Origin of the sequence: Amycolatopsis sp. A133 (assembly GCF_031082405.1) — a bacterium.
Lineage (GTDB): Bacteria > Actinomycetota > Actinomycetes > Mycobacteriales > Pseudonocardiaceae > Amycolatopsis.
In genome coordinates this window covers 18,640-43,969 of sequence record NZ_JAVHJU010000059.1, presented here as the reverse complement: position 1 = coordinate 43,969, position 25,330 = coordinate 18,640, and the positions used below count along the sequence as shown (strand labels likewise).

The following is a 25,330-nucleotide window of genomic DNA, read 5'->3' as shown; positions in this document are numbered from 1 at the left end:
CGCGGTCCTCTACGTCGAGGTGACCGTGTTCTGTGTTTGTCATTGCTTTCACTTCCGCAGGTGGTGGGCGGCGTTGCGCCACCGTGAGTGTAACGAGGTTACAATCAAGTGTAACGAAGTTATAATGTGTGCGGCAAGCGCGGCTTTTTCAGAGAGTCCCCGGCCTGGCACGAGCTGGTCGTTCCGGCCGAGCGCCTCGACCTCGCGCTCGAGCGCGGGAACCGCCCGGCTCGCGAAGCGCCGCATCCAAGGCCACGCCAGCGGCGAGTTGAGGGCGCCCTTGAGCCAGTTGGCCACGGCGACCGCGCGTGGCACGTAGACGCGGCTGCGCCGGCGCACGAGCCCGTCGACGATGGCCGTCGCCGCCTTGTCGACGCTCGTGGTTACGTTGCCAGGGTAGGGCAACCGGCTGCGGAGCCGCCCGAACGACGGAAGGTCGGCGTCGGCGCCGCGCACGATGTCCGTGTCGATCCACGAGGGGTGCACGAGGCCGACCGTGACGCCGAGGTGGGCCACCTCCTGCCGATAGGCGAGCGCGAGCAGTTCGGCCGCGGACTTGCTGGCACCGTAGGCCGCCATCCCCGCCAGGGGCATGAAGGACAGCGCCGAGGCCACGACGGTCACGTGCCCCCGGCTGCGCTCGAGGTGCGGAGTCGCGTACTTCAACGTGCGGAAGACGCCGTTCAAATTGATGTCCACGACTCGCTCGAACGAAGCCTCGTCGATCTGCCGGACCGTCCCGTAGGCCGCGACACCGGCGTTCGCGACGACGAGATCGACGCCGGCCATGACTTGCGCGCAGCGGTCGATCGCCGCCTGCAGGGCGGCGCCGTCGCGCACATCAGCCTCCCGCCAGACCGTGCCCGGCCCGAGTTCGCCCGCGAGGCTCCTCAGCCGGTCGGGCTCGAGCCCGACCAGGGCGAGGCGCGCGCCACGAGCGGCGGCGATGCGGGCCACCTGCTCCCCGATCCCGCGGGCCGCGCCCGTCACGACCAGCCTTCTACCTGCTAAGTCTCGTTTCATGACGGACAACATAACTTCGTTACAACCTGGTGGCAACACTTCGCTCGACCCATGGCGGTCAACGATGTAATTACGGTCATAATTCAAAGCCACTGAAACCCCTTGCGCCCCGGCCTCAGAGCGACTTATGGTAGTACGGTCATAATCCAAATAGATGGGAACTACGATGACCGTGATCACGCGCTACCAGGACGCGCCCACCAAGACCATCGACGTCCACGGAGTCACCTACGCCTACCGGCAGCTCGGCCCGGACACCGGCACGCCGGTGATCTTCCTCAACCACCTGGCGGCGGTGCTGGACAACTGGGACCCCCGCGTCGTCGACGGCATCGCCGCACACCACCGGGTGATCACTTTCGACAACCAGGGAGTCGGCGCGTCCACCGGCACGACGCCGAAGACCATCCAGGCGATGGCGGCCGACGCGGTCACCTTCATCCAGGCGCTGGGGCTGACGAAGGTCGACATCCTCGGCTTCTCGATGGGCGGCATGATCGCCCAGGTGATCGCCCAGGAAGAGCCGCAGCTGATCCGCAAGCTGATCATCGCGGGGACGGGCCCCGCCGGCGGCGAGGGCATCAAGAACGTGACCAAGCTGTCGCATCTGGACACAGTCCGCGGACTGCTCACGTTCCAGGACCCGAAGCAGTTCCTGTTCTTCACCAGGACCGCGAACGGGCGCCGGGCGGGCAAGGAGTTCCTGGCCCGCTTGCAGGAGCGCACGAACAACCGGGACAAGGCGATTGCCCTCAAGTCTTACTTCTCGCAACTCTCGGCCATCCACCGTTGGGGGCTGGAGAAGCCGTCCGACCTCTCGGTCGTCAAGGTGCCCGTGCTCGTCGCCAACGGCGACAACGACAGGATGGTGCCGACGAAGAACTCGGCCGACCTGGCCCGGCGCCTGCCGAACGCCGAGCTGAAGATCTACCCCGACGCCGGGCACGGCGGCATCTTCCAACACCACCACGAGTTCGTCCCCCAGGCCCTCGAATTCCTCGGGCGGTGAACCCCGACGGCTTGCCGACGGTTTGTAACGAAGTCACCGCGCCGAGCTGGCCGAAGCGATCACCGGCATCCACACCTCGGTCACGAGCACACCTCGCGGGTTCGTCAACGTCGTGTTCACCGAATACGAGCCGATGTCCTTCTTCACCGCCGGCAAACCCAACACGGTCTCCGTGATCGGGGGAAAGATCCGGGCCGGCCGGGACCGGGCGTCGCGCGCCGAGCTGCTGACCCGGCTGTCGGAGGCGTGGACCGCGATCACCGGACAGATCGGCGCAGTCTGCTGGTCGGACTCGACGAGCTCAACCCGACGTCCATCATGGAAGCCGGCCTGATCATGCCGGCGCCAGGCGAGGAAGCAGCTTGGCTGGAGCGTCACCGCGGAGCACTCGGCGAACTGCTGTCGACCGAATAGCGGGCAGCGACGCCCCCTGGAATCCCGAGACCGGAAAGGTCGAACTCCGTGACCGCACTGCACGACCCCTTGACGCTGCCATCCGGCCGGGTGCTGCCCAACCGGATCATGAAGCCCGCACTGAGCGAAGGGCTCGGCGACAAGCAGAACGCCCCGGACGGACGGCTCGAGCAGCTCTACCGGACCTGGAGCCGCGGTGGCTACGGCTTGGTCATCACCGGCAACGTCATGAGCGATAGGACACAACTGGGCGAGCCCGGCAACATCGTGATCGAGGATGAGCGCCACCTTTCGGCCCTGAGCCGCTGGGCCAAGGCCACCCAAGACGCCGGTGTGCCGATCTGGGCACAGCTCAACCACCCTGGACGGCAGGCGAACCCGCTCGACCCCCGTTGCCCCGAGCCCGATCCCGCTCAGCGTTCCCGGCGCGAGCACACCCCGCGAGCTGACGCACAGCGAAATCGAAGACATCATCGAACGGTTCGCCACCGCGGCGGCGGTCTGCGAGACCGCGGGCTTCGACGGTGTCCAGGTGCACGGTGCGCACGGCTACCTGGTCGCCCAGTTCCTGTCGCCGCTGTCGAACCAGCGCACCGACGCCTGGAGCGGTGACCCGGAACGCCGGAGGCGGTTCGTGCTCGAGGTCGTGCGACGCATCCGAACGCGGGTGACGCCCGGCTTCTCGGTGAGCATCAAGCTGAATTCGGCCGATTTCCAACGCGGCGGTTTCACCGAAGGCGAGTCCCGTGACGTCGTGGCGGCGCTGGCGAAGGAAGAAATCGACCTGATCGAGATCAGTGGCGGGAGCTACGAACAGCCGGCCATGATGGGCACCGCGGCGGCCAGCACCCGGGCGCGCGAAGCCTACTTCCTGGAGTACGCACGGACGGTCCACAGCCTCGTGGGAGACGTTCCGCTGGCCGTCACCGGCGGGTTCCGGTCCCGGGCGGGGATGGCCACGGCGATCGCGGACGGCGAGTGCGACGTCGTCGGTATCGGCCGGCCCTCCGCGACGACGCCCGACGCGGCCGATGCGATCCTCTCCGGACGTGCCGAAACGGTTGTCTCCCACCAGGTACGAGCCGGGCTCCGCCGGGTCCTGGCCAAGGTCACCGACCTCAAGACCCTGGACGGGATCCTGGAACTCAGCTGGCACACCGACCAGCTGCACCGGCTGGGCTCAGGGCTCGAACCCGACCTGGCTCGCGGCCGCCTCGCCACCGCGATTGCGATGATCCGCCGCAACGGACGGATGTCGTTACGGCCGAAGCGCGGCGGCTCGTCGTGAGTTCTGCGCACCCGGGCTTCAGCGAACGCTCGTCGCCGCGCGCTGCAGCACAGCCTGGTGCGAGGCTTCGGCTCGCTCGCGCGCGTCGCCGAGCGCGACCGCGAAGTTGACCCCCAGCGGCAGCAGCACCTGGGTGACCGGATCGGTGAACTCGGCGAAGTGCTCGGCCAGCTCGAGGGCGACGTAGCCGTGGACGAAACTCCACAGCTGCGCGGCGATGACCTCGGGATCCTGGGCTCGAGCCCGGCCGGCGGCCACCAGCCGTTCACAGGCGCGGGTGACATGCAGGTGGGCGCCACGGAAGGCACGCGAACGCCCGCTCCGCCGCGTCTCCGGCTCGGCGAGCGGCCGGTAGGTCGACCGCGTCGACAGGCCGAACATCAGGTCGTAGAGGTGCGGGTTCTCCCGCGCGACGCGCCGGCAGGTCAACGCCATCGCGAACAGGTCCGCCACCGGGTCGTCGGTCACCGGCAACTCGGCGAACGCGCTGTCCAGCTCCCGGAAACCGTGGTCGGCGACCGCGGCTACCAACTCGGCGATCCCGCCGAAGTGGTGATAGACGGTCGACGTCGTCAGCCCGATCGCGGACGCCACCGTCCGCGCCTTGATCGCGGCCGGCCCCTGCTCGGCCAGCAGTCCGATCGTGGCCTGCACCAGCCGCTCCGGCACCCCGCCGGCAGTCACATCCCCTGACATGGTCCCCATCGTTTCACCCGATCCCATCCCGCGGCCGACACCGCCACTCAAGAGCACTTGCCACATTATCGTAACCTCGTTACGGTCCAGTGTAACTTTGTTACACCATGGCGGCGGCACTCGCCGCACTCTCCACCAGGAAGGCCGACCATGACCACGTTGAAGGGACGCACCCTGCTCATGTCGGGCGGGAGCCGCGGAATCGGGCTCGCGATCGCCGTCCGGGCGGCCCGCGATGACGCCAACGTCGTCCTCCTCGCCAAGACCGACCAGCCGCACCCGCGCCTGCCGGGCACCGTGCACACCGCCGCGTCGTGTCGCCCAGTTTCTCCGAGCGAACCCGGCCGGGTCGTCGTAGGTGAACGAAACTGTCCGCGGCGGGTCCGCCGGATCGGGCGGGGTGACCGTCGAGGTGGTGGCCCGGCCGGCCTGGTCGTAACCGGTCGTCGTGCGCACGCCGTTGACGTCGGTGTAGGAGCTGATCCGCCCGGCGAGGTCGACGGTGGTGGTGACCGTGCCCTTGTCGTCGGAGATCGAGCTCGTCAGCGGGTCGCCGCCCACGGCGTAGTTGTGCGTCACCGTGCGCGCCGGGGCGTCCTTGCTCGCCGGCACCTTCTCCTCCAGCGGCCGGTCCCGCGGATCGAAGGTGGTGCAGGTCCATTCTCCGCCCGTGGCCTCGGCGACCACGTGCCCGGAGGCGTCGATCACCAGCTCGTCGACCCGGGCCGGGCCGGACGCGGGCGCCGGGGACGTGGTGAGCTTCGCCATGCTGCCCTGGTTGACCGCCGGGCTCCCCCGCCGGACTCCGACGCCGTCGTCGAGGTCTTCAAGCCGTACCGGGGCTTCAACGCCGTTCCGGGAACGAATTCCTCGGCTTTGCCGGGGGCGACCCAGGTCAGGTCGAGCTTGGCGTACCCGCCGTTGTCGTAGTAGTCGATGCGGATCCTCTTGCCCTGTCCCGCAGCGTCACTGTGGACGGTGGCTTCCCGCACCGTCGGATTGCTCACCTGCCAGTAGTCCATGACGAGCTGATCGTCGATCCACATGCGGATGCCGTCGTCGACGTTGGCCCGCAGCTTGTAGCCCCCGCGGCGGGGAAGACCAGGTCACCGGTGAGCCGCAGCGAGAAGGAGTCCGAACTGATCCCCGGGACGACGTCGTTGCTGTACTCCCACGAGCTCTTGATCGTGCCGTCCGCCGGGCCGATGCCGGTGCGCTGGACCTTCGGCACGCCGGAGAGCGTCATGTTGTCGTAGTACGCGGCGACCAGGCCGTTGATGCCTTCGTCGTAGGAATTGTGGCCGTGCGCCATGCCGCCGGGACAGCTCGCGGCCGGCAGCTGACCGGAAAAGCAGGACGCGGGAGCGGGGCCGTAGGAATCCACCGGCCGGTCGGCGTAGTCGTACACGGTCGTCGACTTGCGTCCGGCCGCGTCGGTGGTCGACAGCGGCAGGTCGCGGGTGCCCCATTCCTGCGACGAAGTCCGGCCCGCGCTGTCGGTCGGAATTCGACACCGGCCATGACCGTGGTGAACTGGGTGCAGTCGTTGACGTTGCCGCCGGTCAGCACGATCGATAGCGGCCGTCCGTGGCCGTCACAGGCGAGGTGAATCTTGGTGGTAAGTCCGCCTCGGGACCGGCCGATGGCATGATCATCTGGTTCGCTGTGTCCTCCGCAGGCCGCGGTTTCCCCCTGTGTGAGACGCGGCCGTGCGGCGGGCGCCGGCGGCGTGCTGGTGCGCCGGCACGATGCTGGAGTCGACCGAGACCTCGCGGTCGAGTTCGTCGATCACCTCGGCCAGCACCTGCACTTGGGCCACCAGGGCGGAGAGGGTGCCGGTGCGTGACCAGCGCCAGAACCGGTTGTAGACCGTCTTCCACGGCCCATACCGTTGCGGCAGGTCCCGCCACGCGACACCGGTCTTGGCCTTGAACAACATTCCGTTGATCACCCGCCGGTCATCCAACCGCGGACGCCCCTTCGCACCCGACACCGGCAGCAACGGCTCGATCACCTGCCACTGCTCGTCGGTCAACTCATGCCTGCGCACCACGACCGAAGATCAAAGCAGATCACCGCACCAGCTTTGAGGACAGGCCCTACGGCTGCGTTGGCGAGATGCCCGCGTTGCGCATCACGTCCTGCGCGGCCGGTGGCCAGTTTCCGTCGGTGATCTTGACGTTGCCGTTGAGGATGTTGTTGTGCGGGGCGCCGGTCGCGACCTGGGTGGCGCCGTTGTTGTACCAGTTGCCGGTGAAGGTGTTGTCGTTGGTGTTGTTGGTGCTGCTCGCGTTGGTGAACGCCCAGACCCCGGCGTCCTGGATGACGTTGCTCGACAGGCTCACGTACCGCGATCCTTCGTCCAGGTACAGGCCCACGGTGGTGTGGTTGTCGTAGATGTAGTTCCGGTCGATGACCGCGCCGGGGTTGGCGGAGAGGTTGTAGATGCTGCCGCCGTCGTGGAAGACCTTCTTTGTGCCGTGCACCAGGTTGTAGCGGACGACGGTGTCCTTCAGCGTGGTCGGCGTGGTGTACACGGGCTGGTAGTTGTACAGGCCGCGGTTGCGGTAGTCCTGGCTGCCGCCCGGGTCGTTGGCGCCCCAGCCCCAGCCGACGTCGATGCCGTCGTAGGCGAGGTCGGACACCTCGTTGTGCTCGATGACGGCGTGGGTGACGTAGGTGCTGAGGATCCCGGCCATGTCCTTGTAGTCCCGCGCCACGTTCGTGGCGAGGTTGTCGCTGATGGTGACGTTCTTGGTGGTCATCGCGGGGTTGCTCGGGTGGTGCGCGTCGGGCTGCACGCCGCCGACCACGATGCCGGAGCCGGCGTCGTCGGTGAAGGTGTTGCGCCGCACGGTGATGCCGGACGCGCCGAGACCGATGCCGCTCGCGTGGGCGTTGGCGTCGTTGCCGATGCCAAGGGCGACCTGGCCGAGGTGGGCGAACGTGTTGCCCTCGAACGAAATGGTGTCCGCGGCCGAGACCTGGACGGCGGCGGGGACCTGGTGCCAGCTGTTGCGTGCCGCTTCGAACTGCGGGCAGCCGATCTGGCAGGAGGTCAGGAAGTCGGCGGGCTGGGGGAACGCCGAAGCGAGGAACGCACCGCTTTGCTGGTCGGCGTAGCCGATCGACGTCCCGGGCTCGAGCCAAGTCGTGTGCTCGAAGCTCAGGCCGTGGAAGGCGAGGTTGCGGACCGGGCGGTCGTAGGTTCCGCTCACTTGGAGCAACGACGTCAGGCGCGGCAGTTCCACGTCCTTGCCCGCCGGGGACTGTCCCGGTGCGGCTTTGTAGTACAGCTTCCCGGCGGCCGGGTCGAGGTACCACTGCCCGCTCTGCAGGAAGGCGTACGAGTTCTCCAGCAGCAGTGTCCCGCCCGCGAAGGGCCGGGCGAGGGTGTCGTAGCCCCAGTTGTTGTTGTTCCAGGCCGGTTGCTGCATGGTGATGGTGGTACCGGAGATGCTCTGCACCGGCGCGTACCGGTCGGTGAAGGAGTTCTGGCTCTCCACCTCGATCCGGTTCTGGGCGGGCAGCGAAGCCAGGTAGTTCAACGCCGGGTTGACGATCGTCAGTCCGGTGGTGGTGACCTGGACATCGGTGCGCGCGATGGTGATCGCGGCCCGGGGAGCCGACGCGCCGTCGATGTAGAGCTGCCGCGAATCGGCTCCCTTCGGCACGTCGGCGACATAGATGTTCGCTGCTGGGTCGTGCAGCTGCCAGCCCTTCACCGCCTGGCCCCCGGATAGGACCGGCTTCTGGCCGGGGCGGGCCTGCCAGGTGATGGTGTGGCCGCCCCGGCCGGAGTCCTCGCCGGTGAACTTCAGCGGGGCGCTCAGCCGGTACGTGCCGCCCGCGAGTTCGACGTGGACGTCCGCCAGCGCGGACAGCGTGCGGGCGAGCTTCTGGGCGTGCTGCAGGGTGGCGACCGGACGGCCGGCCGTGCCGGGGTTGTGATCGTTGCCGTGCGGAGCCACGACGATCGTGAAGCCGGGAATTCCGGCTGCCTGCGCCGGGACGGCGGTCAGTGCCGCTGCGGCGGTGCTGACGGCCAGCGCCGCCAGCACCTTCTTGACGGGGTGACGCATGATCATCCTCCTTGAGGATCCTGCGGTGGGGAAAACGGGAGCGCGTTCAGCGGCCCAGCCAGCCGCCGTCGACGGGGACCAGTGCGCCGTGCACGTAGTCCGACGCCGCGGAGGCCAGGAAGACGGCGACGCCGCCGAAGTCCTCGGGCCGCGCCCAGCGGCCGGCCGGGATGCGGTCGAGAATCGCGGCGAAGCGGCCGGGATCCGCTCGCAGCGCTTGGGTGTTGTCCGTTTCGACGTAGCCGGGGACGATCGCGTTGACGTTCACGCCACGTCCCGCCCATTCGTTGGCCAGGGCGCGGGTGAGCCCGGCGATGCCTGATTTCGCCGCGGCGTACCCGGGGACGTTGATGCCGCCTTGGAAGCTCAGCAGCGAAGCGGTGAACACGATCTTGCCCCGGCTGCGCTCGAGCATGCGCCGGCCGACCTCCCGGGTGAGGGTGAACTGGCTGCTGAGGTCGACGGTGATGACGCGGTCCCAGTCCGCGTCGGGGTGTTCGGCGGCCGGGGCCCGGGCGATCGTGCCGGCGTTGTTGACGAGGATGTCGACCGGTCGCCCGAGCCCGGCGAGGGCGTCCGCCAGCTCCGCGACGGCGGCCCGTTCGGTGAAGTCTGCGCTCAGCGCGGTGCAGGTGCGGCCGAGCGCGGTGACGCGCTTTTCGACCTCGCTGCCCGAAGGCTCCTGCTGGGCGCTGACGGCCACGATGTCCGCGCCAGCGGCGGCCAGCGCCTCGGCGATGCCGAGGCCGATCCCCCGGCGGGCGCCGGTGACCACCGCCAACCGGCCGGTGAGGTCGAACGGGGACAGCCGGGTCATCGCGCCTCCCCGGCAGCGCGGCAGTCGATGAGGACCTTCATCACGCCCGCGCCGGATTCGAGGGCCGCGAAGGCCTCTCCGGCCCGCTCGAGCGGTTCGGTCCGCGAGATCAGGGCGCGGGCCGGGATCGCGCCCTCGCCGAGGAGCCCGACCGCGGCGGTGAAGTCGTCGCGGTCGTACAGGCGGGCGCCGACCAGCGTCAGTTCGCGCCAAAAGAACCGGTGGAGGTCCATGTGCCGGGGCGCCGGGTGGATGGCCACCTGGACCAGCCGGCCCCTCGTGGCCAGCGCGCCGACCGCCGTCGCCACGCCCGCTTCGGCGCCCGACACCTCGAAGGCCACCGCAGCGCCTTCCCCGCCGGTCCACCGGTCGACGGTGGCGGGGAAGCCTTCGGCACGCGGGTCGAGCGCGGTCAGGCCCAGTCCCTCCGCGACCGAACGGCGGAACGGGTCCGGCTCGGCCAGCAGGACGGCCGCCCCAGACCGGCGCGCGACGACGGCGAGGAGCAGCCCGATCGGCCCGCCGCCGACCACCAGTGCCCGCTCCCCCGGCTGCAGAGCGGCCCGCCGGACGTCGTGCACGGCCACCGCGACCGGCTCGACCAGCGCGGCGTGGTCGAGCCGGAGGTCGTACGGCAGGCGGACGAGGGTTTCGGCGGGGACCGTCCAGCTGCTCTGCATCGACCCGGGCGCGTCGATGCCGAGGAACACCAGGCGGTGGCAGATGTGGGAGTGGCCGGCCCGGCAGGCCGGGCACTCGCCGCACCACCGCAGCGGCATGACCGTCACGGCGTCGCCGGGCCGCCAGCCTTCGACGCCGGCGCCGAGCTCCGCGACCAGCCCGGACATTTCGTGTCCGAGCACGCCCGGCGGATGGACGCGGCCGTCCATGTCGCCGTGGTAGATGTGCAGGTCGGTGCCGCAGATCCCGGTATAGGCCACGTCGATCCGGACGTGGCCGGGTGGCGGCGCCACGGAATCCGCCGCCTCGACGACCAGGTTCCGGCGGCCGGAGTAGGCGACCCGCCGGGTGGGCGGGCTCTGCGGTGGGGCACTCATTCCGGGTCCTTTCCTTCGGTTTGCCCGTGGCCGGCGCGGGCGAGGTAGGTCTGCTCGGCGTTGTGGCGGAGAACAGCGTCCGCGGGGTGACCGTCGAGCGCGGCGTGCACGACGTCCAGCCACGCCTCGTGGTCGGTGGCCAAGGTCATGACGGGCCAATCGCTGCCGTACAGGCACCGGCCGGGTCCGAAACTGTCGAGGGCTTCCTTCACGGCGTCGACCACGTGCGCGCGCGGGGTGCCCGGAACGGTCTCCGTGGCCAGGCCGGACAGCTTGCACCGCACGTTGGCGTGCCGGGCGAGCCGGCGCAGGGCCCGGCGCCACCGGTCGTACCCGGGCCCGCCGGGCGCCGGTTTGCCGAGGTGGTCCAGGACGATGGTGGTCCGCGGACAGGCTTCGGCCAGTGCGGTCAGTTCGGGCAGCTGGTGCGCGCGGACGCAGGCGTCGAACGGCAACCCCGCCTCCCCGAGCGAGCGGACACCCGCGCGGAAGTCCGCGCCCTCGAGGAAGCCGGGGGCCTCGTCCTGCACGTTGCGCCGGACACCGACCACGAACGGGTCGCCGGCCAACCGGCCCGCCTCCCCGGGGTGCTCGAGGTCGGCGTGCGCCACGATCCCGCGGATCCACGGGTGCTGCCGCGCTTCCCGCCGCATCCAGGCGATCTCGGCGCCGGCGTCGCCGGGGACCCGCCCGGCCTCCACCACGATGACGTCGTGCCGGGCGGGGAAGTGCTCCGGGATGAACGGCCGGTTGAGCCGGTCGATGTCGTCGAGCCACGGGTAGCGCAGCCGCCGCGGATCCCAGAAATGGAGGTGGGAGTCGAGGACCGCGGTCATGCCGCCACTTCCGGCTCCTGGTTTTCCGGGCGGCCGCTGGGCCACGAGCGGTCGCGGACCGGCTCGAGGCACTCCTCGACCGCGCGCAGCAGGTCTTCGTCGACCGGCTCGGTGATCCAGCGGACATCCCGGCGCACCTCCTCCGGGTCGGCCGCGCCGACCAGCGTCGAGGCGAAGCCACCGGTCGCCACCGCGAACCGGAGGGCGACGCGCGCGAGTTCCTCGCCCCGGTCCCGGCACAACGCAACGGCCTCGGCGCACCGCCGGAGGATGTCCTCCGGCGCGGGGTGCCAGGACGGGGCCCCGCGGTTGGTGAGCGCGCCCATCGACAGCGGGGACGCGTTGATCATGGCCGTTCCGCGGCGCGCGAACCACTCCCGCCAGGCGGCGAGCCGCCGGTTCTGCAGCGTGTACTGGCAGTAGGAGATGATCGTGTCGACCGGCGCGCGCCCGACGACGTGGGCGAGCGCGGGCAACGGGAAGCCGGTCACGCCGACGGCGCCGATCACGCCGGTCTCCTGCAGGGCGCGCAGGGCGGGGATCGTCTCGTGCACGACCTGGTCGAGGTCGCCGAACTCGACGTCGTGGCACTGCACGAGGTCGAGGTGGCCGGTCCCCAGCCGGTCGAGGCTTTCCCGCACACTCCGGGTCACGCGCTCGGCGCCGAAGTCGAACTCCGCCTCGCCGTACCGGCCGACTTTGGTGGCGAGCACGTAGGCCGAGCGCTCGACACCGCGCAACGCCTTGCCGAGCACGGTTTCCGCGTTCCCGTAGAACGGGGAAACGTCGAAGAAGGTGATGCCGAGCTCGAGCGCGGTGTGGACGGCGTCGATGCCGCGTTGTTCCCCGCCCCGGGGCAACCGGCCCAGCGGGGCGGCGCCGAAGCCGAGTTCGGAGACCTCCAGCCCGGTGTCGCCGAGTGGTCGTCGCTTCATGCGGCACGCTCGTCGAACGGGGTGGCGTAGGACGGTGTGCGGACCCGGAGGGCGAGCCGCAGGGTCAGGCGGATCCGGCTGGACCGGGGAAGGTTCACTCGCAGCCACGGGCCGTCGAGTTCGGCCGTCGCCGATGTCACGACCGGTTCGCGGTGGCCGTAGTCGTAGAGGTCGCCGATCCACGACGGGTCCTCGCACACGCTGTACTCGACGCCGCGGATGTGGTGCTCGGCGAACGCCCCGGCCTGGACGACCACCGACCTCGGCTCCTGCGGGTCGAGGTTGACCAGCTCGACGACGGTCGCTTCGGGCTCGATGCCGGAAACCAGCGCGGCCACGGACGGCGGCAGGCCCGGCCGTTCCGCCTGCGCGTCGTAGTAGCGGACGCGGGCTTGCTGCAGCCCGCCGTTGTAGACGACCTGCGGAGCGCCCCAGGTGAGCTGGACCAGCGCCTCGGTGACCACGGGGTTGGACTGCTGCCACAGGTGGATGTCGGCTTCGGGCACGGCCCGGCCGCGGTGGCGCTCCATGCGGGTCAGCCGGTGCCGCACCTGGGCCTGGGCGGCGGCCAGGATCCGCTCCGGGTAGTCCGGGTTGTCACCGGCGAGGTAGGCGAGCCACGGCTCCTCGTGCCCGGCCTCCTCCTTGCTGCGGAACGGCCGCACGGTCCGCCAGTCGTGACCGCCGGCTGCGCGCAGCCGCTCGAGGCGTTCTCGGTCTTCCGGCGCGGCCGAGTGGTGCCACAACGCCGCCGGGACGCTCATCAGCACCGGGTTGTAGTCGAACCAGCCCCGGTCGTCGTGGCGGAAGGGGACGTGCAGCGTCGGGGTGTCCACGTCTTCCCGCAGCTGCACCGACCACTTGGAGCCGAGGCTGGAATCCGCCTCGGTGAAGGCCATGACCTTGCCGTGGGCGATGAGTTCGTCCAGTGCCGGGCGCACCAGGTCGGTGAACGTCTCGTCGCCCGTGGCGAGCGCGGCCGCCAGCGCGGCGACGACGGCGGCGTGCCCGACGCTGTACCAGCCGTGCGGCCAGGACCAGCCGTAGTGCCCGCCGTACCAGCGGCCCTCCAGCAGCCCGCCCACGGTGCCGTCGGGAGCGACGTTGTCGGGGAGGATGCCGTTGTTGGCCGCCGCGCGTTCCCGCCAGGCGCCGACGTACTCGGCGAGCCAGTCGCGGTAGCGCTGGTCCCCGGAGAGCAGCAAGGCGTTGAAGACGAGCCCGGAGGCGGCCAGGTTGACCGCGGTGTCCCCCTCCCCCGTTCGCCGCCGCATCTGCTCGCCCAGCCGCGGGTCGCGATCCCGCGGGGGCTCCTCGGCGTCCGCGGGCAGCAGCCATTCCAGTGGGAAGCCGTACGTCGCGGCTTCTCGGGGCAGCCAGGGGTACGAGCCGCCGTCGAAGAGCCCGTCCCGCGCCGGATCGCTGCCGTTGTGGGGGCGGCGGATGATGCGGTGCGCGGGGTCGTAGTTGCCGTGGGCCGGGTCGACGTAGAGCTCCGCGAACCGCAGCGCGCGCTCCCGCCACCGCTCGGGCGCGGCCATGCACAGGAAGTACAGCAGCAGCAGGCTTTCGCCCTGGTGGAACCAGTCGTAGCCGCGTTCGTACTCGTCGTGCAGCATGCCCAGTTCGGTCAGCTGCCGGGTGACGCCCTCCCAGTGCCGCTCCGACTCGGCGAGCAGGTCGCCGGCGCCGCCGAGCAGGTAGAGCTGGGGCCAGTTGAAGAAGGTCTCGTAGAAGTCGTCGACGCCGTCGCGGCTGGTGAGCCCGTCGTCGTAGGCCAACCGTCCGTCCGGGGCGGTGAAGTCGCGGGCGAACCGGCGCCAAGCCCCGTCGAGCAGCTCGAACAGCTCGCGCTGGGCGATCGCCCAGCCCGGTGGTTCGAGCAGGGGGACCGAGGCGGTGATGGCGGGATACATCGGTTACTCCTTGGTCGCGCCGGCCAGCATCCCGGTCACCAGGAAGCGCTGGGAGAACAGGAAGACGACGAGGACCGGCGTGATCGCCAGCAACGTGGCCAGCGCCAGTTCCGGGCGCTGCACCGCGGCGGTGCCGACCGTCGGGTTGAACTGGGGAACCGAGTTCAGCAGCGTGCCCAAGCCGACCTGGACCGGGAACTGGTCGCTTTCCGGCAGCAGGACGTAGGGCAGGAAGTAGTTGGTCCAGTTGGCCACGAAGCTGAAGAAGCCGACAAGGGCGACGATCGGTGCGGCGAGCGGCAGGGCGACGTGGCGGAACACGCCGAACTGCGAGCAGCCGTCGAGCTTCGCCGCGTCGATCAGGTCCCGCGGCACAGCGGTGTTGAAGTAGATGTAGGTCAGGTAGACGCCGAAGGGGTAGAACGAGTACGGCAGGATGACCGACCACATCGAGCCGATCAGATGCACCGCGTTCACCTCGAGGAACAACGGCACCACGAGGGTGGCGTTCGGCATCAGCATCACCACGAGCGTCGCGACCAGCAGCGTGCGCCGGCCGCGGAACTCGGTCATCGCGAGGGCGTAGCCGGCCGGGATCGCCACGCACAACGTGATCGCGAGCGCGACGAACGAGTACACCGCGGAGTTGCCCAGCCACGAGAAGATCGCGTTGTCCTGAAAGGACGTGAGCGCGTGCCAGTTGTCCGCCAAGGCGTGCCACGAACCGAAGGACAGGGCGTTGCCGTGCACGAGCTGGTCGTCGGTCTTCGTGGCCGCCAGCAGGAGCCAGGCCACCGGGAGCACGAAGAAGACGAGGAACAGCACGAGCACCAGGGCCGCCAGCGGGTTCGGCAGTTTCCGGGTGCGCCGCCGCCGTGGAGCGCCCGCGCGGCGCACCGGCTCGTCCACTTGCGCGGGAACGCGGACTTCAGTCGGCATCGAAGAACCCCGATCGTGCAACGAACACGCCGGCGACGACCAGCCCGACCAGCAGCAGCTCCACCGAAATCGCCGCGGCCGTGTTCACGTTGTTGTTCTGGAAGGCGAAGTCGTAGGAGAGCTGGTTGAGCGAGTAGTCGCGGCCCGCCACGCCGACACTCGCCTGCGACAGCAGCTGCGGTTCGACGAACAGCTGGGTCCCGCCGGCGAACGCCAGGATGACCATGTAGACGATCCACTTGCGCAGCAACGGGATCTGGATGCGCCAAGCCGTCTGCCACGGTCCCGCGCCGTCGATCCGGGCCGCCTCCAGCAGATCGGGGGAAATGTTGTTCAGGGCGCCGTACATCACCACGATCCAGCCGCCCGCCCCGGTCCAGAAGGCGATCAGGGTGAACAGGACCGGGAGGTGGTCCGGCGCGACGACCTGGCCGAAGGTGTCGAACCCGAACACGCGCAGCAGCGCGCTCACCGGGCTCACCGACGGGTCCAGCATGAACAGCCACACCAGCACGCTCGCGGCCCCGGCCAGCGCACCCGGGATGTAGTACAGGAAGCGCAGGGCCTTGCTCGCCCCGCTCGAGGTCAGGCGGTGCAGCAGCAATGCGAGCCCGACCACGAACACGATCAGGGAAACCAGCCAGCACACCAGGTAGAGAGCCACGTGCCCGACCGCGGACAAGTACCGGAAGTCGCCGGCGGCTTCGACGAAGTTCGAGAAACCGGTGAATTCGTCCCCCGCGTCGGTGAAGGCGAAGTACACCGCGTACACCGTGGGAACGACCCCGAACGCGATCAGCAGGACGACGTAGGCGGCGACGAACAGGTGCCCGGCCCGGCCCGGCCAGAACACCCGCCGTCGCGACGGGCTCCTGGCCGGGGCGGCGCTGGTCACTGGCTGACCTCGTACCCGTTGGACCGCGCGTAGTTCGTGATCGCGGTCTGCCACTCGGGCAGCATCGAGACGATCGTCTTGCCTGCGGTCAGCCCCGGGGTCACGGTCGCGGCCCAGATCGCCTCCTGGCTGAACTGGCCGTAGCCCCAGCCCGGCCACACCTGCGGGGCGGCCGCCTGCAGCGGGGCCGTGATGTCGTTGGCGTAGTACTTGCTCGAGGACTGCTTCGCCAGCCAGGTCTTCGCCGCCGCCGCGTGGGCGGGGTAGCCCGGCGCCATCTTGCCCTGGTACTCGTCCGAGGTGGTGACCCAGGTGAGGAAGTCGGTGGCGTCCTTGAGGTTGGCGCTGTGAGCGGACAGCAGCCAGGTACCGCCGCCGACGTTGCCGACCGACGGGGCCGGGTCGCCGGCCCACTGCGGCAGCGGGGCGGCCGCGATCTGGCCGGCCGGGGTCTTGAACGACTCCTGGAACACCGAGCCGCCGAACCACGACGGCCCGGGCATCATGAGGATCTTGTCCGCGGCGTTCTTGTCGAAGTCGGAGCTGAACACGCTGCTGGTGGACATCGTGCGGTTCTTGACGAGCGTGTCGAGCAGCGACGCCATCCGGGTGCAGTTCGGGCTCGTGGTGTTCACCTTGACCGACTTCGGGCCGGTGATCTCGTTGGCACCGCACTTGGACGCCCAGAGGTAGATCTCCGGGGTGAAGTTGTCGCCGGCCGTGCCCACGAAGTAGCCGGGGTGCTCGGCAGCGACCCGCTGGCCCAGCGCCTGGTAGTCCTCCCAGGTCTTCGGCACCTGGTAGCCCCACGACTGCATCAGCGGCGCGTTGTACCAGAGGACGGTCTGGGCGAGGTCGTTGCGCAGGCAGTACAGCGTGCCCTCGACCGTGCACGGGTCGTTGGCCCCGGCGGTCCAGCCGCTCAGGGTGGCGTCGGGGATCTGCCCCTTGTTCAGCGGTGCCGTGAACCCGGCCTGCACCGCCCAGCTGACCTCGTTGTTCTGCGAGCTGAACACCACGTCCGGCCAGCCGCTGCGCGTGCGGTTGAACAGGCTCACCTTGGTCTGCAGGTAGTTCGAGCCGTTGGCGTCCCCGTCGTAGGTGACGATGTCCATCTGCACCGACGGGTGCTGCTTTTGGTAGAGCTGGGCCGCGGGCAGCCGCGTGGAATCGACCCAGACGGTGATCTTCCCGCCCGTCTGCGGCACCGGCTGGAACCCGCCCTGGGCACCACTGCCGTTCCCGCCGTTGCCGCAGGCCGTGACCGCGGCGAGGACGGCCGCGACGCCTACGACCAGGCCCGCATACCGCCGGCGGCGCCCGGACGATCCTCTGGCTCCGGGGGCGCGCACCTGAACTGTCATGAAGCACTCCACTTCATCGTGGGACCCGCAGGTCACACCTGACGAGGTAGCGAACACGTCATATGTGTCATACACATTGCTGCGGGCGGTCTCTACAGCGACCTATCACAGCTGGTAGAAGTGGCTTCGTCAAGACCCAAACCCCAGAAAATAAGTCATACACATCTTTCCGGGGTCAGGCAGATGTAGGGTTCATGGCACTGAGCCGCCGATGAAGGAGACGACTGGGTGGACGAGTCGCGCGCAGCAGGCGAGCCCGGGCCGCCCCCGGAGGCCGCCTACCGCCCCGGGTACGAACGCGTCGCCGAGCAGATCCTCCGGCTCATCGCCGAGTTCCGGCTGCAGGCCGGTGACCGGATGCCGACGGAGAACGAACTCGCCACCCGGCTGGGTGCCTCGCGGACCGTGGTCCGCGAGGCGATCAAGATCCTCTCCGCCATCGGGCGGGTGCGCGCGCAGAAGGGGCGGGGCCTCTACGTCGCCGACGACGAGGGGATGCTCGGGTCGGCCCGCTGGTCGGGCTTCTTCCTGCCGACCGACCTGGACCACGTGTACATGCTGTTCGAGTTCCGCCGGGTCCAGGAGATGACGGCCAGCAGGCTGGCCGCCACCCGGGCCACCCCGGTCGAGCTCCGGTCGATCGAAGCGGCCGCGGAGACCTGCCGCCGGGGACACCTGACCGGCGAAGCGGCGCTGTTCGACCGCGGAGACGAAGACTTCCACCTCGGGATCGCCGCCGCATCGCACAACCAGTTCCTCCTGGCCGCCGTCCGAGAAGTCCGTCGGCTGCAGCACCAGTCCAGCACCATCGGGCTCCACGGCACGGTCGGCGGGCATGCCGCGGAGGCGGTCGAAGAGCACGCCGCGATCTACGAAGCCATCCGGGACGGCGACCCGGAGGCCGCCGCCCAAGCCGCCGCCGTGCACCTCGACAACACGTTGGAGGACTACCGCCGCGAGATCCAGCGACGCGTCTTCGGCCGGCACCCCCCTCCCCTGGTCCCACCAGGACCCCAGCCGTAGTCATGACGGCCTTCAGCTGAGGTCGGCGAACTGGTTCGCCGTGATCACCGCGCCGAGCGCTTCGGCGCCGGTGCCGAGTGCACCCGGGAGGACCTCCGGCGTCCGGTTGGTGACCGGTGAAACGCCGCGCCCCAGCGTTTCCCGGATGCCGCTCAGCAGGGGCTCGCCGGCCTGTGCGAGGGTGCCGCCGACGACGACCAGTTTCGGGTTGAGCACGGTGCAGACCGGGGCCAGGGCGGTGCCGACGGCCCGGCCCGCGTCGCCGAGCAGGCGTCGGACGCCGGGGTCTCCCCGGTGCGCCAGGGTGATCAGGTCGATGAAGCCGCAGGCGGGACCGTGACTGTGGGCGAGTGTGGTGGCGAGTGCGCGGGCACCGACGACCGTCTCCAGGCAGCCTCGGCTGCCGCATCGGCAGATCTGCCCGTCCGGTACCACCGTGACGTGCCCGAGCTCACCCGCGGCACCGGCGTCACCATCGTAGAGCCGGCCCTGCAGGACGAGACCGGCGCCGACCCCCTCGGACAGCATCACGTAAACGAGGTTGTCCACGGACGCCGCCGCGCCGAGGCGCCATTCGGCCAGCGCGCCGAGGTCGGCGTCGTTGCCGAGGTGCACGGGCAGGCCCATCCGCTTCCGGAGCCGAGTCGCGATGTCGACCTCCCCCCAATCGTTCAGCATGGGCGGTGAGCCGAGGGTCTGCGAATGCAGCAGCACCGGGGCCGAGACCGCCACGCCGACGCCCAGCAGTTCCCGGTGCGGGATTCCGAGGTCGGCGACGAGGTCGAGCGCTGTGGAAGCGACGTACTCGAGGGTGTCGGCCGGCCGATGGTCGACGTCGATGTCGTGGGTGTGTTCCGCGCGCACAGTGCCGTCCACGCCGGCGAGCAGGATCCGGATCCCGGCGTGGGCGAGGTGGACGCCGATCAGCACGCCCAGCGCCGGGTTGACCGCGAGCGCCGCGGCCGGGCGCCCGCCCGCCACCCCCGCTGGGGGGACGCGCCGCTCCAGTTCGACCAGGACGCCGTCGGCGATCAGGTCGGCGACGAGGCCGGAGACGGTGGCGGCCGAGAGCCCGGTCGTGCGCGCGATCTCGAGGCGCGTGACCGGGCGCCCGAATCGTGCCGCGGAGAGAACTGCGCGCCGATTGCGCATTTGTCGCGATTCCACTCCGGTGACGTTAGCAAGGTTAGCCCCGGATTTGAAATAACCTCCTCTCTTTCTGGCCAGAGTTGGCTATTGACTGTCGCTATCTCCGGCTCCTACGTTGACGACGGCCTCGCAGCCACCGTGCCCGCTCTGACACGAGGAGGTGTCGTGTGCGCAAGACAGCGAAACTCAGCACCGTGATTCTCTCGGCCGTCGCTTTGTTGTCCTCCGTATCCGCGACCGCATTCGCCGCACCGTCCCCCGCCCACAATCCGCCGGGGAATCTGCACGCCGGCCCCTATCCCGACGCTTTCGCCCGCGCCGGCTACACGAAGAGACAGGTCGACGCCAAGGTCGAAGCCACCTGGCAGCAGCTCTTCCACGGCAATCCGGGCACCGGCGCCGACCGGTACGACGGCCAGACGCTGTACTACCAGCTCGCGCCGGACCTGGCCTACGTCGAGGACATCGGCAACCACGACGTGCGCACCGAAGGCATGGGGTACGCCATGATGATCTCGGTGCAGCTGGGCCACAAGCAGGAGTTCGACGCGTTGTGGAACTTCGCCAAGACCAAGATGCAGCTCCAGAGCGGGCCCGAGCAGTACTACTTCGCCTGGCACACCGACACCACCGGGAAGATCATCGACACCGGCGTGGCGCCCGACGGCGACCAGTGGATCGCCGCGGCGCTCGACTTCGCGTCGGGCCGGTGGGGTGACGGGACCGGGACCTACGACTACGGGCAGCAGGCGAAGCAGATCCTGCAAGCGATGTGGCACGAGTCCGACCACGGCGGCGTCGACATGTTCGACCGCAAGTCGTTCCTGCCGACGTTCTCGCCGCCGGGCGCGGTCGGCTTCACCGATCCGTCGTACAGCCTGACCGGTTTCTACAAGGTGTTCGCCGCGGCCGACCCAGCGGACAGCGACCTGTGGGACAAGGCGTACACCGCCGGTGAAAACCTGTTGCAGAACGCGGCGAACCCGGCGACGGGACTGGCGCCGGACTACGCCAACTTCGACGGCACACCGTACCTGCGGCCGACCGAGACGGTCACCGACAACGCCTACGACCACAACTTCCAGGAAGACGCGTGGCGAGCCATCGCCAACGCCAACGTCGACGCTTCCTGGTACGGCGTCAAGCCGTGGGAGACGCGGTACTCCGACACGCTGGAGCATTTCTTCCAGGGGCAGGGTGTCGCCACGTACGTCAGCCGGTACCACCTCGACGGCACGCCGCTGACCTCCGGCCAGAACACCTACGAACCCGCGCACGCCGAAGGGCTCGTGGCGATGAACTCGACATCCGCGATTTCGGCCACCAATCCGGACAAGAACGCCTTCGTCCGTGATTTCTGGAACACGCCCATCCCGACCGGTCGGGCCCGTTATTACGACGGCATGCTCTACCAGCTCGGGCTGCTCTACGACAGCGGCCAGTTCCGGATCTGGGCACCGCACGGCAACCGCCACTGACCGACAAACCGGGCCGTAAGAAGAACTCGAGGCGGCAAAACCGGAACCCTCTGCCGCCCTGCTTTCCCTTTTCCCCGGCCAGGTACAAACGCCTGCCGGTGGCCGACCCTAGGCAGCACCGCGATGGGCCTAGCTTCTCCAGGCGCCGCCAGCATGAATAGGTGAGTCCGCGACTCTGTTCGCAGCCAGACGAGGCGCGGCACAATGATCCTCGTGTCCGCTGCGACTCCGCCTTCGATGCGTCCACGTTGGCGCAGCTTGACGGTGTGCTGGAGCGGATCACCTACGCCAGCGAGACACCGGCTACACCGTCGCCCGCGCGCCACCGAACGCTCCGGCCCCGACCTGCTCACCGTCATCGGCTCCCTGTCCGGCGCCCAAGTCGGGGAGAGCCTGCGGCGGAAAGGCTGGTGGGGCAGTCACCCCAAATACGGCGAACAGTTCAAGGTGCCCTCCTATACCACCGTCCTTCCCGCCACCATCCAAGGCATCCGCCGCTACCTCGGCTCCGGGCTGATCAAGGGCATCGGGCCGATGATGGCCCACCCGGCGCGGGCTGGCCGAAGCCGCCGGACTGGGGGACCATCACCTACTGCCGGATCGGCGATCGGTCGAGCCACAGCTGGTTCGCGCTGCACGAACTGCTCGGCCTGCCCGAGGTGAAGAACTACGACGGCTCCTGGACCGAATACGGCTCGCTGGTGCGGGCGCCGATCGAGCGGTGACCGAACGGGGAAGTGGGCAGACCCGGTGGGCCTGCCCACTTCCGCGTCACCGTCCCTGGAACCCGTAGACCGGGCGCGGCTTCCCCGCGTGGAAGGCGTCCACCGCGGACTTCAGCGCCCCCTCGACATCACCGGTGTCGAACAGCGGCAGGGCCACGTCGAACATCACGTCGTCGGCCGCGGCGACCCCGCCGACCGCCCAGGTGCGCAGGAGCGCCTTGTGCGCGGCATGCGCCCGGGTCGGGCCGCCGGCGACCTTGCGAGCGAACGCTTCGGCCTCGCTCCGCAGCTCACCGTCGGGCACCACGTGGTTGACCAGACCGGCTTCCGCCAGCACCCGGGCGGGAATCTGCTCGGAGGTCAACGCCCACTCGGCGGCCCGGGCGCGCCCGACCCGCTCGGCCACCCGGTAGACCCCGCCGAGCAGGGTCACGATGCCGAGGGTCTGTTCGGGGTGGGCGAACCGCGCGGACTCGGCGGCGAAGATGACGTCGGCGCGCACCGCCAGTTCGAGCCCGCCGCCGGCGCACAGGCCGTGCACAGCGGCGATGACGGGGAGCGGAAGCTGTTCGAACCTGTTGAACGTGAACAGGTAGTGCTCGAACGCCGAGCGCAGCTGGCGGCGGTTCCAGTCCGGCCACGGCACGATGTCGCCGCCGAAGCTGAAGTCCGGTCCTTCGGCGCGCAGCAGCACCGCCCGGGCGTCGCTGGCCGCGATCGCGTCGACGGCGGCCGACAGCTGGTCGACCATGTCCCGGCCGATCCGGTTCTGCGGCGGGTTGTCCAGCACGACGGTGGCCAGGCCGCCGTCGAGGGAATACGTCAGGTGGGGCACGGTGGCGTCCTTCACTGGGCGAGGTGTTCCTGGAACCACCGCAGGGCGGCGATGCCGGCGCGGTCGAACTCGGTCAGGTAGGGGTCGAAGTGGCCGCCGGGGATGATTTCGAGCCGTTTCGGCTCCAGGGCACGTTCGTAGGCGGCCAGTTCCAGGTCGGTCAGGGTGATCACGTCCCGCTCGGCCACGACGAGCAGTAGCGGGGTCGGTGACACGCGGGAGATCCACTGGCCCGGCTCGTACATCCGGGCCGCGCGGGTCGAGCGGACGGTCACCTTGTTCTCCCACACCCCCTCCGGCAACGGCTGGAGGTAGAAGTCGATGGCGTCCGGCGCGCGGTAGGAGGCGGGCACGGCCGGGTCCTTGCCGACGATGGCCTGGTACCGCAGCGGTTCGCCGCGGTACTGCGCCCGTTCGTCTTCGGCGAACGCCTCCTCCAGCGCGGCCAGGGCGTCCGGGGGCACGCGGCGCAGTCCCTGCTCGTAGCCGCTGATCGTCGGTACCTGCGCCACGACGCAGCGCAGCCGCCGGTCGGTCGCGCCGAGGACGAGGGCGTGCCCGCCGGCGTAGCTGGTCCCCCACAGGCCGATCCGGGCCGCGTCGACTTCGAGCCGGTCCTCCAGGTAGGAGACGGCGCGCCGCCAGTCCGCGATCTGCTGCCACGGGTCGACGTCCTGGCGAGGTTGGCCGTCGCTGGCGCCGAAGCCGCGGTGATCGTGCAGCAGCACGGCGAAGCCGTGCTCGGCGAACAGCCGCGCGAACGGTTCGAGGCCGTGGTCTTTGGTGCCGGCGTAGCCGTGGGCCATCGTGATGGCCGGCCAGGGCCCGTCGCCATCGGGGAGGAACAGCCAGCCGCGCAGGGTGGTGCCGCCCTCGGCGGTGAATTCGACGTCTTCGCGGCGTGTCATGGGGTGGTCCTGTCGTAGAAGTGGTCGGAGGGGATTTCGCCCGTCAGGCGGTCGCGCAACTCCAGGGAGAAACGCAGCGCGGCACCGAGGGGCCGGTGGTGGATGGCGGCATGGACGATCTCGCCGCCGTCGTCGCGGGTCAGCACGGTCACCCCGGCGAACTCCGTGCCGCCGAAGGCGACCGCGCGCCATTCCAGGTAGGACCGGTTGTCCTCGTGCGACTGCTCGGTGAACTCCAGGGACTCGTAGATGCCGCTGGCGGTGCCCATGACCTTTTTGACCGCGTCGCGGCCCCGGACCGGTCGCGCCAGCACGCTCGCCTCGAGCACCACGCCCTCGGCGAAGGCTTGGGCGAAGGATTCCGCGGACTTGTCGGCGAACGCCTGGGTCCAGCCCGCCGCGGGCACCGGCTGCAGCGTGGCCAGGAAGCTGTCCAGCCGCGCGGCGACGGCACCCGGGTCCTCCACGTGCGGCCAATGCCCGGCGTTGCCGAGCACAGCCGAGCGGGCCTGGGGGTACCGCGCCGCCGCGGCCGCGGCCAGCTCGTCGGTGACGAATCCGTCACGGGCTCCGCGCACCACGAGGACCGGTCCCGCGAAGGGCTCCCCGGGCAGGTCGTGGCCGTCGTTCCAGCAGGTGACCAGGGCCCGGACGACCTCGGCGCGGACGCCCTCGTCGACCACGCAGATGCGGTCCAGCTCCGGATCGGGAAAGGCCGGGGCCAGCTGCCGCCGGACGGCCCGGTTGGCCTCCGGGCCCTGTTCGGCCAGCGCGCGGAACGGCTCGACCGCCGGGCCCGGCAGGCCGGCGCCCGCCAGCGGGATCGGGGTCACCAGCACCACGCCCAGGCACTGCTCCGGCCGGGCGGCGGCCACCAGCTCGGCCACCGGGCCGCCCATGCTGTGCCCGACGAGCACGCACGGCTTGCCCAGCAGGTCGAGTACCTCGGTGACGTCCGCGGCGAACCGTTCGTAGTCGAACGGGCCGTCCGCACCGGCTCGTTGCCCGCAGCCGGCGAGGTCGAGGCTGACGAACTCGAACCCCTCGGCGCTCAGCGCGCCGATCAGGTTCTCCCAGATGAGGGCGTCGTCGAGGAAGCCGTGCACGAACACGACGGCGCGGGCGCCGGCGCCGTGGTGGTGCAGCACCACGGGACCGGGACGGGAAACGGTCGAGCTGCTCATCGTCGAGTGGCCTTTCCGGTCAGGATCGGGTCGAGCCGGAGGCGGACCACCCGGCGGTGTCGATCGGCGAGAAGTCGTCGGGTTTGCCGTCCAGTCGCACCATCCGCCGGCCTTCTCGTGCCTGCAGGACATCGGGCTCGACCGGCGTGGTGAAGACGTTGTCGACAAGGTTGTATTCGGCCGCCAGGCGCCCGAAGACCGGCAGCGCGCCGGTGTCGACGCGGCCGCGGTCGAGGTAGAGCCCGTCACGGAGGTGGAACCGGACCACCCGGCCCCAGACGACGTGGTCGTTGCCGTGCTCGGCGGCGAAGATCCGGTCCAGGCGGCACTCCAGGGCCACCGGCGCGGCCGCCACGCGCGGCACGTTCACCACCTCGCACTCGCCTTTGGCCAGGTCGAGCGCCTCGAACTCGTCCACATCGGGGTCGAACTCGAACGCCGAGCGGTGCACCGCCTCCGCCTGCGGCAGCGTGGTCATGTTGACCACGAACTCCCCGGTGTCGCGGATGTTCACAAAGGTGTCCTTGAGCGTGACCCCGTCCGACCGGGGCTGCAGGGTGAGCGACACCTTCGGGGGAATGCGCCCCACCGCTGTGAAGAACGACACCGGCGCCAGGTTGTCCACCCCGGTGGCCGAGCGGGTGCTCACCCAGGCGATTGGCCTGGGCAGGATGCTGCCGATCAGCAGCTTGTACGCGTGTTCCGCGTCGAGGCCTTCCGCGTCGACGATCACCGCTCACCTCATCTTCCCGTCGG

General features: G+C 69.9%; 22 protein-coding genes and 4 pseudogenes. 7 read left to right on the top strand and 19 right to left on the bottom strand.

Going from position 1 to position 25,330, the window contains the following annotated elements; all coding sequences use genetic code 11:
* Positions 1-48: 48 nt before the first annotated feature.
* Positions 49-1,023: an SDR family oxidoreductase gene (locus Q5425_RS35365; protein ID WP_308676725.1), complete on the bottom strand. Its 975-nt coding sequence runs from the start codon at positions 1,021-1,023 to the stop codon at positions 49-51.
* A 154-nt stretch (positions 1,024-1,177) separates the two neighbouring features.
* Between Q5425_RS35365 and Q5425_RS35360 the strand changes: the two genes are divergently transcribed.
* The 3 genes and pseudogenes from Q5425_RS35360 (at position 1,178) to Q5425_RS35350 (ending at position 3,734) form a co-directional block, all read left to right on the top strand.
* The gene (locus Q5425_RS35360; protein ID WP_308676724.1) at positions 1,178-2,032 is read left to right on the top strand and encodes an alpha/beta hydrolase; all 855 of its coding nucleotides are present in this window, start codon (positions 1,178-1,180) and stop codon (positions 2,030-2,032) included.
* Positions 2,033-2,078: 46 nt separating this feature from the next.
* Positions 2,079-2,366, top strand: a complete 288-nt coding sequence (locus Q5425_RS45880; RefSeq protein WP_396135327.1) for a hypothetical protein — start codon at positions 2,079-2,081, stop codon at positions 2,364-2,366.
* 188 nt (positions 2,367-2,554) lie between these two features.
* Positions 2,555-3,734 (top strand): annotated as a pseudogene (locus tag Q5425_RS35350) (NADH:flavin oxidoreductase/NADH oxidase family protein).
* An 18-nt stretch (positions 3,735-3,752) separates the two neighbouring features.
* Here Q5425_RS35350 and Q5425_RS35345 read toward each other — a convergent pair.
* Positions 3,753-4,430: a TetR/AcrR family transcriptional regulator gene (locus tag Q5425_RS35345; RefSeq protein WP_308676853.1), complete on the bottom strand. Its 678-nt coding sequence runs from the start codon at positions 4,428-4,430 to the stop codon at positions 3,753-3,755.
* Positions 4,431-4,580: 150 nt separating this feature from the next.
* Here Q5425_RS35345 and Q5425_RS35340 point away from each other — a divergent pair.
* A pseudogene (locus tag Q5425_RS35340) lies at positions 4,581-4,742 on the top strand (short chain dehydrogenase); the annotation flags it as partial.
* Positions 4,743-5,134: 392 nt separating this feature from the next.
* Here Q5425_RS35340 and Q5425_RS35335 read toward each other — a convergent pair.
* The 12 genes and pseudogenes from Q5425_RS35335 to Q5425_RS35280 form a co-directional block, all read right to left on the bottom strand.
* Positions 5,135-5,476: a PA14 domain-containing protein gene (locus Q5425_RS35335; RefSeq protein ID WP_308676722.1), complete on the bottom strand. Its 342-nt coding sequence runs from the start codon at positions 5,474-5,476 to the stop codon at positions 5,135-5,137.
* Complete coding sequence (locus Q5425_RS35330; protein WP_308676859.1) at positions 5,434-5,838, bottom strand: hypothetical protein; 405 nt, start codon at positions 5,836-5,838, stop codon at positions 5,434-5,436. The genes Q5425_RS35335 and Q5425_RS35330 overlap by 43 nt, the downstream gene beginning before the upstream one ends.
* Before the next feature lie 14 nt (positions 5,839-5,852).
* Positions 5,853-6,483: pseudogene (locus Q5425_RS35325) on the bottom strand (IS5 family transposase); the annotation flags it as partial.
* A 46-nt stretch (positions 6,484-6,529) separates the two neighbouring features.
* The gene (locus tag Q5425_RS35320; protein ID WP_308676721.1) at positions 6,530-8,512 is read right to left on the bottom strand and encodes a right-handed parallel beta-helix repeat-containing protein; all 1,983 of its coding nucleotides are present in this window, start codon (positions 8,510-8,512) and stop codon (positions 6,530-6,532) included.
* A gap of 46 nt (positions 8,513-8,558) precedes the next feature.
* Positions 8,559-9,329, bottom strand: coding sequence for an SDR family oxidoreductase (locus tag Q5425_RS35315; protein ID WP_308676720.1), 771 nt, complete (start codon positions 9,327-9,329; stop codon positions 8,559-8,561).
* Entirely contained in the window at positions 9,326-10,387 is a 1,062-nt protein-coding gene (locus tag Q5425_RS35310) for an alcohol dehydrogenase catalytic domain-containing protein (RefSeq protein ID WP_308676719.1), read from the bottom strand. The genes Q5425_RS35315 and Q5425_RS35310 overlap by 4 nt, the downstream gene beginning before the upstream one ends.
* Positions 10,384-11,223, bottom strand: a complete 840-nt coding sequence (locus tag Q5425_RS35305) for an amidohydrolase family protein (RefSeq protein ID WP_308676718.1) — start codon at positions 11,221-11,223, stop codon at positions 10,384-10,386. Before Q5425_RS35305 ends, Q5425_RS35310 begins: the two co-directional genes overlap by 4 nt.
* On the bottom strand, positions 11,220-12,158 hold the full coding sequence (locus tag Q5425_RS35300; protein ID WP_308676717.1) for an aldo/keto reductase: 939 nt from the start codon (positions 12,156-12,158) through the stop codon (positions 11,220-11,222). The genes Q5425_RS35305 and Q5425_RS35300 overlap by 4 nt, the downstream gene beginning before the upstream one ends.
* Positions 12,155-14,074, bottom strand: a complete 1,920-nt coding sequence (locus tag Q5425_RS35295) for a hypothetical protein (protein ID WP_308676716.1) — start codon at positions 14,072-14,074, stop codon at positions 12,155-12,157. The genes Q5425_RS35300 and Q5425_RS35295 overlap by 4 nt, the downstream gene beginning before the upstream one ends.
* Before the next feature lie 3 nt (positions 14,075-14,077).
* Positions 14,078-15,013, bottom strand: a complete 936-nt coding sequence (locus Q5425_RS35290) for a carbohydrate ABC transporter permease (protein WP_308676715.1) — start codon at positions 15,011-15,013, stop codon at positions 14,078-14,080.
* Positions 15,003-15,908, bottom strand: coding sequence for a sugar ABC transporter permease (locus Q5425_RS35285; protein ID WP_308676714.1), 906 nt, complete (start codon positions 15,906-15,908; stop codon positions 15,003-15,005). The genes Q5425_RS35290 and Q5425_RS35285 overlap by 11 nt, the downstream gene beginning before the upstream one ends.
* Entirely contained in the window at positions 15,905-17,272 is a 1,368-nt protein-coding gene (locus tag Q5425_RS35280; protein WP_308676713.1) for an extracellular solute-binding protein, read from the bottom strand. The genes Q5425_RS35285 and Q5425_RS35280 overlap by 4 nt, the downstream gene beginning before the upstream one ends.
* Positions 17,273-17,500: 228 nt before the next feature.
* On the opposite strand from Q5425_RS35280, the gene Q5425_RS35275 reads away from it, so the two are divergent.
* The gene (locus Q5425_RS35275; protein WP_308676712.1) at positions 17,501-18,295 is read left to right on the top strand and encodes an FCD domain-containing protein; all 795 of its coding nucleotides are present in this window, start codon (positions 17,501-17,503) and stop codon (positions 18,293-18,295) included.
* Positions 18,296-18,307: 12 nt separating this feature from the next.
* Here the strand turns inward: Q5425_RS35275 and Q5425_RS35270 are convergent, their stop codons facing one another.
* On the bottom strand, positions 18,308-19,447 hold the full coding sequence (locus Q5425_RS35270; protein WP_308676711.1) for an ROK family protein: 1,140 nt from the start codon (positions 19,445-19,447) through the stop codon (positions 18,308-18,310).
* A gap of 191 nt (positions 19,448-19,638) precedes the next feature.
* Here Q5425_RS35270 and Q5425_RS35265 point away from each other — a divergent pair, with 191 nt between their 5' ends.
* Together Q5425_RS35265 and Q5425_RS45875 are read left to right on the top strand one after the other, a co-directional pair.
* Entirely contained in the window at positions 19,639-20,922 is a 1,284-nt protein-coding gene (locus Q5425_RS35265) for a glycosyl hydrolase family 8 (RefSeq protein ID WP_308676710.1), read from the top strand.
* Positions 20,923-21,503: 581 nt separating this feature from the next.
* A pseudogene (locus tag Q5425_RS45875) lies at positions 21,504-21,647 on the top strand (rhodanese-like domain-containing protein); the annotation flags it as partial.
* Positions 21,648-21,693: 46 nt separating this feature from the next.
* On the opposite strand, the gene Q5425_RS35255 reads toward Q5425_RS45875, so the two are convergent.
* From Q5425_RS35255 to Q5425_RS35240, 4 genes are read right to left on the bottom strand one after another with little or no spacing between them, the layout of a single operon-like run.
* Positions 21,694-22,482, bottom strand: a complete 789-nt coding sequence (locus Q5425_RS35255) for an enoyl-CoA hydratase/isomerase family protein (RefSeq protein ID WP_308676708.1) — start codon at positions 22,480-22,482, stop codon at positions 21,694-21,696.
* Positions 22,483-22,493: 11 nt separating this feature from the next.
* Complete coding sequence (locus tag Q5425_RS35250; RefSeq protein WP_308676707.1) at positions 22,494-23,390, bottom strand: alpha/beta fold hydrolase; 897 nt, start codon at positions 23,388-23,390, stop codon at positions 22,494-22,496.
* Positions 23,387-24,574, bottom strand: a complete 1,188-nt coding sequence (locus tag Q5425_RS35245; protein ID WP_308676706.1) for an alpha/beta fold hydrolase — start codon at positions 24,572-24,574, stop codon at positions 23,387-23,389. Before Q5425_RS35245 ends, Q5425_RS35250 begins: the two co-directional genes overlap by 4 nt.
* 19 nt (positions 24,575-24,593) lie before the next feature.
* The gene (locus tag Q5425_RS35240; RefSeq protein ID WP_308676705.1) at positions 24,594-25,307 is read right to left on the bottom strand and encodes a flavin reductase family protein; all 714 of its coding nucleotides are present in this window, start codon (positions 25,305-25,307) and stop codon (positions 24,594-24,596) included.
* Positions 25,308-25,330: the final 23 nt, after the last annotated feature.

Excerpts from the sequence above, each read along its gene's own strand:
- Q5425_RS35295 (WP_308676716.1), bottom strand. The coding sequence starts at position 14,074 with ATGTATCCCGCCATCACCGCCTCGGTCCCCCTGCTCGAACCACCGGGC.
- Q5425_RS35300 (WP_308676717.1), bottom strand. The coding sequence starts at position 12,158 with ATGAAGCGACGACCACTCGGCGACACCGGGCTGGAGGTCTCCGAACTC.
- Q5425_RS35360 (WP_308676724.1), top strand. The coding sequence starts at position 1,178 with ATGGGAACTACGATGACCGTGATCACGCGCTACCAGGACGCGCCCACC.
- Q5425_RS35345 (WP_308676853.1), bottom strand. The coding sequence starts at position 4,430 with ATGTCAGGGGATGTGACTGCCGGCGGGGTGCCGGAGCGGCTGGTGCAG.
- Q5425_RS35305 (WP_308676718.1), bottom strand. The coding sequence starts at position 11,223 with ATGACCGCGGTCCTCGACTCCCACCTCCATTTCTGGGATCCGCGGCGG.
- Q5425_RS35280 (WP_308676713.1), bottom strand. The coding sequence starts at position 17,272 with ATGACAGTTCAGGTGCGCGCCCCCGGAGCCAGAGGATCGTCCGGGCGC.
- Q5425_RS35310 (WP_308676719.1), bottom strand. The coding sequence starts at position 10,387 with ATGAGTGCCCCACCGCAGAGCCCGCCCACCCGGCGGGTCGCCTACTCC.
- Q5425_RS35320 (WP_308676721.1), bottom strand. The coding sequence starts at position 8,512 with ATGCGTCACCCCGTCAAGAAGGTGCTGGCGGCGCTGGCCGTCAGCACC.
- Q5425_RS35250 (WP_308676707.1), bottom strand. The coding sequence starts at position 23,390 with ATGACACGCCGCGAAGACGTCGAATTCACCGCCGAGGGCGGCACCACC.
- Q5425_RS35365 (WP_308676725.1), bottom strand. The coding sequence starts at position 1,023 with ATGAAACGAGACTTAGCAGGTAGAAGGCTGGTCGTGACGGGCGCGGCC.
- Q5425_RS35315 (WP_308676720.1), bottom strand. The coding sequence starts at position 9,329 with ATGACCCGGCTGTCCCCGTTCGACCTCACCGGCCGGTTGGCGGTGGTC.
- Q5425_RS35290 (WP_308676715.1), bottom strand. The coding sequence starts at position 15,013 with ATGCCGACTGAAGTCCGCGTTCCCGCGCAAGTGGACGAGCCGGTGCGC.
- Q5425_RS35335 (WP_308676722.1), bottom strand. The coding sequence starts at position 5,476 with ATGTGGATCGACGATCAGCTCGTCATGGACTACTGGCAGGTGAGCAAT.
- Q5425_RS35245 (WP_308676706.1), bottom strand. The coding sequence starts at position 24,574 with ATGAGCAGCTCGACCGTTTCCCGTCCCGGTCCCGTGGTGCTGCACCAC.
- Q5425_RS35270 (WP_308676711.1), bottom strand. The coding sequence starts at position 19,447 with ATGCGCAATCGGCGCGCAGTTCTCTCCGCGGCACGATTCGGGCGCCCG.